The organism is Lentzea flaviverrucosa, from assembly GCF_003350445.1.
GTDB classification, from domain to species: Bacteria; Actinomycetota; Actinomycetes; order Mycobacteriales; family Pseudonocardiaceae; genus Lentzea; species Lentzea californiensis.
Window position 1 is genome coordinate 38,078 of sequence record NZ_QQAU01000018.1, and the last position, 12,674, is coordinate 50,751.

General features: G+C 69.7%; 13 protein-coding genes. 5 read left to right on the top strand and 8 right to left on the bottom strand.

Features of this window, described 5'->3' with window-relative positions; translation table 11 throughout:
* Positions 1-9 precede the first annotated feature (9 nt).
* Positions 10-792, top strand: a complete 783-nt coding sequence (locus DFR72_RS39125) for an MBL fold metallo-hydrolase (protein ID WP_090072154.1) — start codon at positions 10-12, stop codon at positions 790-792.
* A 7-nt stretch (positions 793-799) separates the two neighbouring features.
* On the opposite strand, the gene DFR72_RS39130 is transcribed toward DFR72_RS39125, so the two are convergent.
* Positions 800-1,393: a histidine phosphatase family protein gene (locus DFR72_RS39130; RefSeq protein WP_090072152.1), complete on the bottom strand. Its 594-nt coding sequence runs from the start codon at positions 1,391-1,393 to the stop codon at positions 800-802.
* Positions 1,390-2,280, bottom strand: a complete 891-nt coding sequence (gene pheA, locus DFR72_RS39135; RefSeq protein ID WP_090072150.1) for a prephenate dehydratase — start codon at positions 2,278-2,280, stop codon at positions 1,390-1,392. Before pheA ends, DFR72_RS39130 begins: the two co-directional genes overlap by 4 nt.
* A gap of 146 nt (positions 2,281-2,426) precedes the next feature.
* On the opposite strand from pheA, the gene DFR72_RS39140 reads away from it, so the two are divergent.
* Positions 2,427-2,945: a macro domain-containing protein gene (locus tag DFR72_RS39140; protein ID WP_090072280.1), complete on the top strand. Its 519-nt coding sequence runs from the start codon at positions 2,427-2,429 to the stop codon at positions 2,943-2,945.
* Positions 2,946-3,023: 78 nt separating this feature from the next.
* On the opposite strand, the gene DFR72_RS39145 is transcribed toward DFR72_RS39140, so the two are convergent.
* Entirely contained in the window at positions 3,024-3,518 is a 495-nt protein-coding gene (locus DFR72_RS39145) for a GNAT family N-acetyltransferase (protein WP_090072148.1), read from the bottom strand.
* A 61-nt stretch (positions 3,519-3,579) separates the two neighbouring features.
* Between DFR72_RS39145 and DFR72_RS39150 the strand changes: the two genes are divergently transcribed.
* Entirely contained in the window at positions 3,580-4,197 is a 618-nt protein-coding gene (locus DFR72_RS39150; protein WP_256240256.1) for a response regulator, read from the top strand.
* Here the strand turns inward: DFR72_RS39150 and DFR72_RS39155 are convergent.
* The 4 genes from DFR72_RS39155 to DFR72_RS39170 are packed head-to-tail and all read right to left on the bottom strand — an operon-like array spanning position 4,175 to position 10,718.
* Positions 4,175-5,281 (bottom strand): GAF domain-containing sensor histidine kinase, encoded by a 1,107-nt coding sequence (locus DFR72_RS39155; RefSeq protein WP_090072144.1) that lies wholly within the window; start codon positions 5,279-5,281, stop codon positions 4,175-4,177. The genes DFR72_RS39150 and DFR72_RS39155 overlap by 23 nt on opposite strands.
* Positions 5,282-5,286: 5 nt before the next feature.
* On the bottom strand, positions 5,287-8,280 hold the full coding sequence (gene cydD / locus DFR72_RS47620) for a thiol reductant ABC exporter subunit CydD (protein WP_090072142.1): 2,994 nt from the start codon (positions 8,278-8,280) through the stop codon (positions 5,287-5,289).
* Positions 8,280-9,251 carry a cytochrome d ubiquinol oxidase subunit II gene (gene cydB, locus DFR72_RS39165; protein ID WP_090072140.1) on the bottom strand — a complete coding sequence of 324 codons (972 nt, stop codon included), beginning with the start codon at positions 9,249-9,251 and terminating at the stop codon, positions 8,280-8,282. The genes cydD and cydB overlap by 1 nt, the downstream gene beginning before the upstream one ends.
* A gap of 12 nt (positions 9,252-9,263) precedes the next feature.
* Positions 9,264-10,718: a cytochrome ubiquinol oxidase subunit I gene (locus DFR72_RS39170; protein ID WP_090072138.1), complete on the bottom strand. Its 1,455-nt coding sequence runs from the start codon at positions 10,716-10,718 to the stop codon at positions 9,264-9,266.
* Positions 10,719-11,049: 331 nt separating this feature from the next.
* Between DFR72_RS39170 and DFR72_RS39175 the strand changes: the two genes are divergently transcribed.
* The gene (locus tag DFR72_RS39175) at positions 11,050-11,628 is read left to right on the top strand and encodes a TMEM165/GDT1 family protein (protein ID WP_090072277.1); all 579 of its coding nucleotides are present in this window, start codon (positions 11,050-11,052) and stop codon (positions 11,626-11,628) included.
* Between the two features lie 164 nt (positions 11,629-11,792).
* Here DFR72_RS39175 and DFR72_RS39180 read toward each other — a convergent pair whose 3' ends face one another.
* Positions 11,793-12,242, bottom strand: a complete 450-nt coding sequence (locus DFR72_RS39180) for a MarR family winged helix-turn-helix transcriptional regulator (RefSeq protein WP_211335692.1) — start codon at positions 12,240-12,242, stop codon at positions 11,793-11,795.
* An 86-nt stretch (positions 12,243-12,328) separates the two neighbouring features.
* Here DFR72_RS39180 and DFR72_RS39185 point away from each other — a divergent pair, with 86 nt between their 5' ends.
* Entirely contained in the window at positions 12,329-12,673 is a 345-nt protein-coding gene (locus tag DFR72_RS39185; RefSeq protein WP_245983833.1) for a cupin domain-containing protein, read from the top strand.
* Position 12,674: the final 1 nt, after the last annotated feature.

The following is a 12,674-nucleotide window of genomic DNA, read 5'->3' on the forward strand; positions in this document are numbered from 1 at the left end:
ATTCCGCTCATGCGAGTGAGACGACTGGGGTGGGCAGGGGTCGAGATCGAGGCACGGGGCGAACGGCTGGTGATCGACTACGTGAAGGACGTGTCGCCGCTGTTCACGGGCTGGCGGCCCGGCATCGGGCTCGCGCAACCGGACGGGGAGGTGAGCGCCGCGCTGGTCACGCACCTGCACCGCGACCACACCGACGCGACGGCGCTGGCGGAGGTGCTGACACCGCGAGCACCGGTGCTCCGCCCGGCTCGCGGGTACGGGGACGACGTCGACAACGTGGCGACGTTGCTGAGCGAGCGCGAGCTGGTCGAGCACGACCTGGCCGCGCAGGTGGTGGACACCTGGGAAATGCGTCAGGTCGGGCCGTTCGAGGTCACGGCCGTGCCGTCGATCGACGGGCTGGGCGATCCCCAGCTGAACTGGGTGGTGGAGGCGGACGGGCAGCGCGTCTTCCACGGCGGCGACACGATGTTCCACGGCTGGTGGTGGCTGGTGGCACGCCGCTTCAGCCCGTTCGACGTGGCGTTCCTGCCCGCGAACGGCGCGGTGGTCGACGCGCCGCACCTGCAGCCGCCGAGCCCCGTGGCCGCGGCGATGGACCCGCTCCAGGCCGCGGCGGCGGCGAAGATCCTCGGTGCCTGGCACGCCGTGCCGATCCACTACGAGATGGAGCAGCCGGTGAAGCTGCCCGGCTACGTCGAGGTCGCCGACCCGGAGAAGGAGTTCCGGGAGCACGCCGGACCGCGCGCACAGGTGCTGAAGGTCGGCGAGTGGCTCGACCTCGCCGCGTGAGATCGGACTAGATCTCCACGCCGGCCCAGGACCGGCACACCCAGCCTTCGCCCTCGGACTCCAGCACCACGACGCCGGTGTTCGGCAGCAGGTTCTCGGCCAGTTCCACCGGCACGTTGGACGCCAGCGCCAGCGCGCCCATCCGCCCGGCGCCGCCGTGCGTCACGACCATGACGGTGCCGTCGGCCCGGATGGTCGAGATGGCGCCGAGGAACCGGTCCAGCACCTGCTGCCCGGTCTCGCCGCCGCCGGGGAACGGCACGTCCAGCGCGCCCTCGGCCCACGCGATCACGGTGTCGAGGTAGGTCTTGTAGGCCTCGGTGTCGTTGCGGCCCTCGAGCGAGCCGACCTGGATCTCCTCGATGCCCTGCAGGACCTGGACGGGCAGGCCGAAGCGTTCGGCGGTCGGGGCGGCGGTCTGCTGGGCGCGCAGGCCGATGCTCGCGTAGACGGCGGTGATGTTCTCGCCCGCGAGGGCGTCGGCCAGTTCGCGGGCCTGCTTGAGGCCCAGTGCGGTGAGCGGGGGGCCTGGCATGGCCGTGTCCAGCCTGCGTTCGATGTTCGACGCCGTCTCACCGTGCCTGACCAGCAGCAACCTCACCCGCGCTCGCCCTTTCTGACAGCATCGACCCAGGAGGCGGCTGCGGCGAACTCGGCGTTGTGAGCCTCTGCGGGCTCGTGGTCGGCCTTCGGGAAGGACCCGAGGAACCGGATCTCGCGCGAGTGTCGGTGCAGCGCGGCCAGCGCGTCACCGATCCTCGGCTCTGCGATGTGCCCCTCGACGTCGATGTAGAAGCGGTACGTCCCCAGTTTGCCCTTCTGGGGGCGCGATTCGAGGCCGGTGAGATTGATGCCACGCAACGCCAGTTCGGTGAGCAGCTCGGACAGCACGCCGACGCGGTTCGGGGTGGTCACGACGACGCTCGTGCGGTCTGCGCCGGTCGGCTCAGGCAGCTGCCCCGGACGGCGCAGCAGCAGGAACCTCGTGCGCGCGTCGGGCACGTCCAGGACGTCGGTGGCGTACTCGTCCAACTCGTAGTGGTGGACGGCGACCGGGGCGGAGACGGCCGCGTCGAACTCGCCGCGCTCGACGGCAGCGGCGGCGGCCGCGGTCGAGGACGTCGCGATCGAGGTCGCGCCGGGCAGCGTGGCGGCGATCCACTCGCGGACCTGGGCCAGCGCGTGCGGGTGCGAGGCGACGGTGCGGATCTCGGTGGTGCCCGGCCGGACCAGCACGCTGAACCGGACGTCCAGCACCGTCTCGGCCACGGCGACGACCGGCTCGTCGCGCACGAGGACGTCGAGCGTCACGGGCACAGCGCCTTCGACGGAGTTCTCGATCGGCACGCACGCGAAGTCGGCCGAACCGTCGCGCACGGCGGCGACGGCGAGCGGGATCGTCTCGTACGGAACGAGTTCACCCTCGAACCGCATGGCGGCCTGCTCGGTGAAGGTCCCCTGTGGTCCGAAGTACGCAATGCGAGGCACCGAGTCAGCGTAGTGCGGCCGACGAGGCGCGAATCACGCCTGTGTCAGTGGCCAATCCTGGGTTCCGCCGGGACCGTTCGAACTGGAATGCTTGGGGCGTGCCCGCTCTAGCGCCTGAACTCGTGTTGTGCGCGGTCGACGAACCCATGGCGAACGCCTGGCTCGCCGTCGCGGACGGCCGCGCCGGGGTGCGGGTGCACCGCGGGTCCGTTCTGGACATCCACGCGCAGGCCATCGTCAGCCCGGCGAACTCGCAGGGCTGGATGCGCGGGGGCATCGACGCCGTCTACGCCACAGCGTTCCCCCAGGTCGAGAGCAACGTCCGCAGCGCCGTTCTGGCGTTGCACGGCGGTGAGCTCCCGGTGGGCGAGGCGCAGATCGTCGCGACCGGCGAGACCGAGCCGGCGTGGCTCATCAGCGCCCCGACGATGCGCCGGCCCGGCGAACGGCTGCCGGTCGACACCGTCCACCCGTACCTCGCCGCACGGGCAGTGCTGATGCTCTGGCTCACCGGCCGCCTTGAAGACGGCACGCTCGTGCGCGACACCGTCCACACCATCGCGATGCCGGGACTCGGCACCGGGGTCGGAGGCGTCACACCGTCCACGTGCGCCCACCAGGTCGCCGCCGCGTGGGACGAGGCGTTCAACCCGCTGCACGTCTAGGGCCTGTGTCGAAACAGGCCCCAGCTGTCCACAACCCTTGTGCACAACCCTGTGGACAGAGCTGTGGATGCTTGTGGACTACTGCCGTGGCGCGACCCATCGTTCCAGGTCGAGCTCGTCCGTGATGGGGATGCCGAACTCACCTACCGCGGGGATCTCGGGCTTGAGCTTGCGCGCTTCACGGACCGCGTCCGGTCTCAGAGCCACCAGCTTGAACCCGCGGCGCTGGTAGAAGCGGACCGCGTCGAGGTTGTCGTTGGTGGTCGTCAGGCGCACCCGGTTGCATCCGAGCGTGCGCGCCTGACGGACCGTGGCGTCGACCAGCGCGGTGCCGACGCCACGGCCTCGCCGAAGCGCGTCGATCGTGACGATCTCCAGCTGGTGGTTCGCCACCGCGTAGGTCAGCAGACCCAGCACCTGGCCCTGCTTCTCCACGAGGAAGCCCGGCAGACTCGCCGGGAAGAACACCTCGCCGTGCGCGACGGAGGTGTGCGCTCCCCATAGCTCGAGAACCAGTCGGGCGACAACTATGCGATCTGCTTCCTCGACCGGTCGTACCGAGCCTTCTGCCATGACAAGAACTGTGCCAATTCGAGTCACACTCAGGAACAGCCATTCGACGTACGGTGGATTCGTGCCAGTGCGCGTTTTGTTGGTTGATGATCACGAAGTAGTGCGCAGAGGACTGCGCGAGATGCTCGACGACGAGGAGGACATCTCGGTCGTCGCCGAGGCCGGTTCCGTCGACGAGGCGGTGACGCGGGCTCGGAAGACCCCGGCCGACGTGGCGGTGGTCGACGTCCAGTTGCCGGACGGCAGCGGGGTCGACCTGTGCCGGTCGTTGCGGGACCTTGGCATTCGTTGCCTCGTGCTGACCGCATTCGACGACGAAGAAGCGCTCGTCGGCGCGATCATGGCCGGGGCGTCGGGGTATCTGCTCAAGCAGGTTCGGGGTCAGGACGTCGTCACGGCCGTGCGCGAGGTCGCAGCTGGACGGTCCCTTCTGGATCCCGCGACCACAAGCCGAGTACTCGAACGGATGCGCAATCCGGCCCCGGTCGGCCTCACCGACCAGGAACAGCGCGTGCTCGAACTCATCGGTGAGGGCCTCACCAACCGCCAAATCGGTGAACGGCTCTTCCTCGCGGAGAAGACCGTCAAGAACTACGTGACGTCCGTTCTCTCCAAACTCGGCATGGAACGGCGGACGCAGGCCGCCGCGTGGGTGGCTAAACGGGGACGGACCAGGTGAGCGTCGTCCCGTTCGGCGAACTCACCACGCGGAAGTCCCCGCTCGCGGACTTCGCCCGTTCGGCGAGGTGTCGCAGCCCGCGCTGAGTCACGCCGGACGGGATGCCGCACCCGTTGTCCGCGACGCGCAGCAGCAGATGCTTCTCATCGCGCCGTACGTCGATCTGGACGTTCGTCGCGCCTGAGTGCCGCACGACGTTCGACAACGCCTCACGCAACGCCGCCCGCGCGTCGTCGGCGTGCTTGCGCGGCACGTTCGCCAGGTCGCCGGCCACGTGCAGGCGCGGCGCGAAGCCGAGCAGCTCGCCGGCCGTGCGGACCTCGGCCTTGATCGAGTCGTGCAGGTCGGCGGAGTCGGCCGGGTCGGTGTTGCGCAGCTTGCGGACGGTCGCGCGGACCTCGGCGATCGTCTCGTCGACCAGGTCGACGGCCTCCTCGATGCGGGCGCGCTGACCCGCGTCGAGCTTCTTGCCGAGACGGCGTTGCAGCAGGCTGATCTGCACGCCGGCGCCGTAGAGCCGTTGGATGATCACGTCGTGCAGGTCGCGGGCGATGCGTTCGCGCTCCTCGTAGACCGCGACGCGCTGCCGTGCCGTGAAGCCCTCGGAGAGCACGACCGCGAGGCCCGCCTGGGCCGCGAACGCCGTCAGCACGTCCACCGTCTCCTGCGTGAACGGCGGTTTGTCCCTGCGGCGGTAGACCGCCAGAGCGCCGATCTTGCGGTCCGAGGTGCCGAACGGCGCCACCGCGAACGGCCCGTAGACGCGCAACGGCTGTGGCACGTACGGGGCTGTGCGCGGGTCGTTCGTGACGTCGTCGGCCATCACGGGAACGCCCGTGCGCGCGGCCTTGGCGGCGGCACTGCGCGGGCTCAGCGTCGCGACGATCGGCTCGCCGCTGGACGCCTCCACCGTCAGCGTGCCGTCGTCGTCCTCGGTGGCGAGCATGGCCAGGCCGAGGTCGGCGTCCGCGATCTCCGCGGCCGCCTCCACCACGAGCCGCAGCACGTTCTCCGGGTCTTCCAGCGCCGCCGACGTGATCTCGGTGGACGCGACGAGCACGCGCCGCGCCAGAGAGGGGTCCATGGTCCTCAACGGTATGCGGGTGTGCCGAGGTCCAGCACCAGGTCCGCCCTCGCCGCCTCGTCCGGGCGGTGCGTGATGTGCAGAACCGTCCTGCCGTCCTGCCTGAGCTGATCCAGGAGCCTGCGCGCGGTCGGCTCGTCCAGGTGCGCGGTGGGCTCGTCGAGCAGCACCACGTCGGCGTCGTGCAGCAACGCCCGTGCCAGCGCCAGCCGTTGCGCCTCACCGCCCGACACCTGGTCCGGCCTGATCACCGTGTCGAGCCGGTCGGTCCACTCCGGCAGGCACGCCTTGCGCAGGGCCTCCCGCAGCGCCTCGTCGTCGTGCTGACCCGACATCCGCAGGTTCTCCCTCACGGTCGTGCTGACCAGCATCGGTTCCTGCGGGCACCAGGTGGCGCGCGGCAGTTCGACGATCCCCCGCTCCGGCTGCAGGAAGCCCAGGAGCAGCGCGAACAGCGTCGACTTGCCGCTGCCCGACGGGCCCACGATCGCGACGTGCGTGCCGGGTTCGACGTCGAGGTGGAGGTCCCGCAGCGTCGGCTCGGTCGCGCCGGGCCAGCGGACGTCGACGTTCTCCAGCCGGATCCGCTTGCCGCGCGGCTGCTCGGGCCGTTCCGGAGCGTCGAACTGCAGCCGCGCGCTCGCTTCCCGCAACGCCCTGCGCTGCTGGGCGGCGAGTGGCAACGCGGCCAGCGGTTCGGCGAGCGCGAGCGGCACCAGACCGAGCACCGGGTTGCCGGTCGTGGCGCAGATCAGGGCCGCCGCGCCGGTCGCGAGCAGGACGATCGCCGTGGCCGCGCCCGTGCCGAACGCCTGCCGGCGGGTCTGGCCCGCGAGCTCGACGTCCTCGGCGTGCAGCTGGGTCAGCAGGCGGTGGTGGGCGTCGTGCGCGATGAGGTCCGGTGCGGCGACGAGGGCGTTGATCGTGTCGCGGGCGACCTTGCGGCGGCCCCTGGCGAGCTTCGTGCTGGCTCGGCGTTCCATCCACACGGCGACGGCCGGTGCGGCCAGGCCTGCGGCGAGCAGCAGACCTCCCAGCGTCAGCGCGGCGGCCGGGTCGATGAACGCGAACAGGACCGTGGTCGCGACACCCGCGCCGATGGCCACGATCGGCGGCACCAGCACGCGCGGCACGAGGTCTCTCACGGTGTCGGTGTCCTCAACGAGCCGTTGCAGGCCATCACGCCGTTGGGTTCGCACGAGCCGCAACCACAGCTCGGCGCGCAGGCCGTTGGCGAGGCGGAACGTCTCGTCGTGGGTGACCAGCCGCTCGACGTACCGCAGCACGCCCTTGCTCAGCGCGAACGTCCGCACGCCCACGACCAGCACCGACAGCGTCAGGATCGGCGGCATCTCGGCGGCGCGGGCGATCAGGTGGGCGGCCAGGGCGGTCAGCGCGATGCCCGCGACGGCCGCGAGGATGCCCAGCCCGGCGCCCTTCCACGGGATCGGCAGGCGCTTCGGGCGTTCCGCCTGCGTCTCCTCGGTGACGACCCTGGCGGCCGTCTCGTCCTCGGTCGCCTCCTTCTCGCGGTGCGAGGCGAGGACGACCGCCGCCGTGTCGCTGGCTCTCTTGATCGCTTTGTCGACTTTGCGACTTGTCACCGGGTCGAGGTGCGCGGTCGGTTCGTCGAGGAGCAGCACCGTCGCGCCGTGACGAACCCTCAGCAGGGCGCGCGCGACTGCGACGCGTTGGCGTTCACCGGTCGAGAGGTCGGTGATCTGGCGGTCGAGCAGATGCAGGGCCGCGACCTCGTCCGCGATCTGCTCGACGTCGTCGGCCCCTGGAACCGTGAGCTCCAGTTCGGCGCGGGGCGTGGCGGCGGCGAACGCGGGCTTCTGCGGCACGTACGCGATGTCGCCGGCCACGAACGCGGTGCCGTCCGTCGGCTCCACGAAGCCCAGCAGCACCTGGAACGTCGTCGACTTGCCGGCACCGCTCGCGCCCTCGAGTCGATGGATCTCCCCCGGCCGGACGTCGAAGCTGATGCCGTCGGGCGCGAACCCGCCTCGCCGCAGCACGCGCAGGTTGTCGACGTGCACCGAACCGCCGGGCAGCCGCGGCCTCGCCTTGTCCTCGTGCTCGACGACCTCGGCGACGCGCCGGACCGCCTCCAGGCCGTCCTCGCTGGCGTGGTGGGCGGCACCGGCCGCGCGCAGCGGCAGGTAGCACTCGGGCGCCAGGATCAGCACGACCAGTGCGGTCATCAGCGTCATGTCGCCGTGCACGAGCCGGATGCCGACGCCGACCGCGATCAGCGCGACGCTCAAGGACGCCGCGATCTCCAGCACCAACGCGCTGAGGAACGCGATCCGCAGCGTGCCCATCGTGGCCTTGCGGTGCTGCTCACCGATCTGCTCGACCGCACCGGCCTGCTGCTTGGCTCGACCGAAGACGGTGAGCACCGGCAGGGCGCGCAGGAGCTCCATGAGCTGGGCCGACAGCAGTTCGGTGACGTCGGCGGCCTTGCGGACGCGCTTTTCGGTGTACCAGCCGATCAACGCGGCGAAGACCGGGATCAGCGGCACGGTGACGGCGATCAGCACGGCCGACGGCCAGTCGGTGAAGAGGATCCACGCACCGGCCAGCGGCGGCACGATCACGGCCGTGACCAGCGCGGGGAGGTAGCGGGTGAAGTAGGCGTCGAGCGCGTCGAGGCCCTTGGTCGCGAGCACCGACAGCTCGGCCGTGCCGCGGTCGGCGATCCAGCCGGGACCGCGTTCGAACGACTTGGCGAGCAGCTGGGTCCGCAGCTCCTCCTTCGCGCCGGCGGCGGCACGGGCGGCAGCGGACTCCGTCGCCCACGACAGGCCGGCCCGCGCCAGGATCGCCACGGCCAGCAGCGGAAGACCTTCACGGGTCGTGATCACCGACGCCAGCGCGACGGCCTGGGCGACGAGCGCCAGGGCGTTGAGGAACGCCAGCGCGCCCACCCCGACGAGGGCGCGCCGGGCGTTCCTGGAGAGCTGGGGCAGTGCTCCCAGCGGTCCTCGCTTCATCAGTGCGCTGCCGGGATGTGCTGGACGCCGATCCGCTTGCGGAACACCCAGTACGTCCAGCCCTGGTAGACCAGCACCGCGGGTGTGCCGAAGGCGGCGACCCACGTCATGACCTTCAGCGTGTACGGGCTCGACGCCGTGTTGGCGACCGTGAGCGACCAGGCGTCGTTCAGCGTCGACGGCAGGACGTTCGGGTACAGCGTGCCGAACAGCACCACGACGCTCGCCGCGATCGCCAGTCCCATCAACGCGAACGACTGTCCGTCGCGGTCCACGGCCAGCCTCCACATCGCGAGGCCGAGGATCGCCACGACCACGGTGGCCCAGAGGCCGGCGGTGATCACGAGCAGTGCCACTAGCGGCAGAAGTGCGACGGGCGCGAGGAGCAACGCGATCCGGCGGGCCCGTTCGCGGATCTCGCCCTCGGTCTTCAGCGCCGTGAACACCGCGCCGTGCACCAACGCGTATCCCGCGAAAGCGAGCGCCCCCACCACTGTGTCGAGCCTGACCGCCGCGAACGGACCGCCGACGCGGTCACCGTTCGCGTCGATCGGCAGGCCCAGCACCGTCGTCGAGATCAGCAGGCCGACGCTGAGCGTGGCGACCCACGAGCCCACCACGATCGTTGCGTCCCAGGCCTTTCGCCAGCGCGGGTTGTCGACCTTGCCGCGGTAGTCGAACGCGACACCGCGGCCGATCAACGCGATGAGGAACAACGTGAGCGGCAGGTACGCGGCGCTCAGAAGCGCCGCATACCAGCCGGGGAAGGCCGCGAACGTGGCACCGATCGCGGTGATGAGCCACACCTCGTTGCCGTCCCAGACCGGCCCGATGGTGTTGATCATGACTCGGCGTTCGCGGTTGCTGCGCCCGAGAACCGGCAGCAGCATGCCGACGCCGAAGTCGAATCCTTCGAGGAACAGGTAGCCGAGCCACAGCACGGCGATCAGCACGAACCAGAGCGTTTCCACGTCGCCTCTCCCCTAGTACGCGAACGCCAGGGCGCCGTCGTCGGTCTTCTGCGGCAGCACACCGGGAATCCCGCCTCTGACGTACTTGCGGATCAGGTAGAACTCCACGACCGCCAGCACGGTGTAGACCGCGGTCAGCGCGATGAGCGAGGTCAGGACCTCGCCGGGCGTGGACTGGCTGACCGCCTGCGCGGTGAACATCCACACCCCGTCGACCCCGCTCGGGTTCGGCACCACGACGAACGGCTGCCGCCCCATCTCGGTGAAGATCCAGCCCGCGCTGTTGGCCAGGAAGGGAGTCGCGATGCCGGCGAGACCGAGTGCCGGGAACCACCAGCCGGTGGGCGTCCGGTTCTTCCGGGTCAACCAGAGCATGAGGACGCCCAGCCCGGCCGAGATGCCACCGAACCCGATCATCAACCGGAAACCCCAGTACGTCACGGGAAGCGCGGGCACGTAGTCGATCGGCTTGCCGCTGAGCTCGCCGAGCCGTTCGTCGACGGGGTAGAACTCGCCGTACTTCTCCTGGTACATCGGGACGAGGTCCTGGATTCCCTTGACCTCGCTGCTGAAGTCGTTGTGCGCCAAGAAGCTCAGCAGTGCGGGCACCGTGATGCTCTTGACGTTCTCGCAGTCGGGCCTGGTGACGTCGCCGATCGCGAAGATGCTGAAGCTCGCGGGCTGTTCGGTGTGGCACAACGCTTCCGCGGCGGCCATCTTCATCGGCTGCTGTTCGAACATCAGCTTGCCCTGCAGGTCACCGGTGATCGCCAGGACGCTGAACGCGACCACGCCGACCCAGGTGCCGAGCTTGAGCGAGCTGCGCCAGACCCGTTCCTCCTCCGACTTGCGGTGCAGGTGCCAGGCGGCGATGCCCACGAGGAAGGCGGCCGACACCGCGAACGCGCCCGCGATGGTGTGCGGGAAGGCGGCGAGCGTCGTGTTGTTCGTCAGCACGGCCCAGATCGAGGTGAGGCGCGGACGGCCCTCGTGCATCTCGATGCCGACCGGGTGCTGCATCCACGAGTTGGCGGCGAGGATGAAGTACGCGCTGGCCATGGTCGCGAGGCTGAACGCCCAGGCGCACGCCAGGTGGACCTTCTTCGGCAACTTGTCCCAGCCGAAGATCCACAGTCCGAGGAACGTCGACTCGACGAAGAAGGCGACGAGCGCCTCCATCGCGAGCGGCGCGCCGAACACGTCACCGACGAACCGCGAGTAGGCGCTCCAGGCCATGCCGAACTGGAACTCCTGCACGATGCCCGTCACGACACCCATGGCGAAGTTGATCAGGAGGAGCTTCCCCCAGAACTTCGTCATCTTGTAGTAGCGCTCGTTGCCCGTGCGCACCCACGCGGTCTGCATCCCTGCCACCAGCAGGGAAAGGCCGATCGTCAGCGGCACCATCAGAAAGTGGTAGACGGTGGTGATGCCGAACTGCCACCGCGCGAGTTCGAGTACTTCCACGTCTTCGAGCGTAGGTGCGGATCATGGCCGCCATCAGGTACGACGGTCCCGTCCACACTCGGGACCAAGGTCCCGTGCGCGAGGTCACGCCTTGTGGGTGACATGCGTCGGATACGATGTGTGTGCCAGAGGGGAGTAGTTCCCACCGGAGTTCGCAGCCGGTGGCGTGGAGATCGACATACTGATCCGCCTTCGAGTGGATCCGGTCCCACACCCGATGATTTCGTCGGGCGAACGAGACCTCCGGCCAGGTTGCAGCATGCCTGGTCGGGGTCTGTCGCGCCTCCGTCCGGGAACGTATTCGGACGTGGAGGACCTCGTGGCCACATCATTGCTCGCGTTCATCACCGCCTTCGCGGTGGTGTTCCTCGTCGAGCTCCCCGACAAGACGATGGTCGCCACCCTGGTGCTGACCACGCGCTACCGCGCCTGGCCGGTGTTCGTCGGCGTGGTCGCCGCGTTCGCCGTGCAGAGCGTGGTGGCCGTCGCGTTCGGTTCCGCCATCACCCTGCTCCCCGACCGCGTGGTCGCCGCAGTGGTCGCTCTGCTGTTCGGCGTGGGCGCGTTCATGCTGCTCAAGGAGGGCTTCTCGCGTGACGAGGACTCTGCCGACGAAGCCGGGACCAGCACCGTCGTGCCGTTCTGGCGTGCGGCATTGACGTCGTTCGGCGTGCTGTTCGCGGCCGAGTGGGGCGACGCCTCGCAGCTCGCGACCGCCGGCATCACCGCCAGGTACGGCGCACCGCTGGCCGTCGGTCTCGGTGCCTGGTTCGCACTGGTCGCCGTGGCCGGGCTGGCTGTCCTGGTGGGGCGCAAGCTCGCCGGGCGGTTGCCGACGCACTGGATCCAGCGGGTGGCCGGAGTGGTCTTCGCGGTGTTCGGCGTGGTCGCTTTGACGCAGGTGTTCTAGTGGTGTGGCCCGGAAGGTTGCCGGGGGAATTCGCGGTCAGACGGGTGCGTCGTGGTGTCGCCCCCACGTCCTCGTACTGGTTGCACGGGGCGCGGGGGCGGCGCCGCGAGGTGCCCTGCTGAGCGTGGATCACCTCGCCACGTTCCGAGACGCGCCACTAGCAGTTACCAGACCGGTCGGAGGCCCGGCTGGTCCTCGCCGTGGACGTGCCTCAGGTACGCGGCGAGGCCCTGCCGGATGGAGGCGAGCGTGTCCTCGCCGATCGCCTCGGCCATCTCGCCTTCGAGGTCGGACCACAGGTTGTCCGCGAACTTCAGGTAGTCGCGGCCCTTCGTGGTCAGCGTGACGTACTGGGCGCGCTTGTCCGTCGGGTGCGGCTCCCGCAGGACGTAACCCCAGTCGTCGAGCTCGTTGACGATCTTCGCGGCGGCCTGCTTCGTGACGCCGAGGTGCTGTCCGATGTCGACGGTGGTGGCGCGCTTCTCCTTGAGGAACCGGAAGACGTAGCCGTGCGCGGGCCTGAGCGGTTCGAGGCCGATCTGGCGGAGCCGGTCGTGGAACTGGTCGCCCATGGCGCGGTACGTCATCGCCAGCAGCATCGGCACCGGTTCCATGCTTCCCCGATTTTGGGTAGACAACTTGGTTGACCTTATTCTAAGGTTAGACAACTTGGTTGACTACTTTGGAGGTTGTCTTGCTGGTGACCGGGGATTCCGCGGAGCTGTTCGAGTTCGGCGGGTTCGAGTTCAGACCGCTGGCCGTGCCGTCGCGCGGCAGTGCGGAGATCGCGCTGTGGACCGTCGACGTGCCGGAAGGCGGTGATGGCACGCCTCACCGCGCGTCGAAGGAGGAGGTGTTCTACGTGCTGTCCGGGTCGGTCACGATCCAGGGCCAGACCGCCGGTGTCGGCGACGCCGTCGTGGTGCCGCCGAACACCGAGCTGTCGCTGACCGGCGGGCCGGCGCGGGTGCTGGTGGCCACGTCGGTGGGCATCCAGGGCACGCTGGCGGACGGGCGGACGATCACGCCGCCCTGGTCCGTCTAGC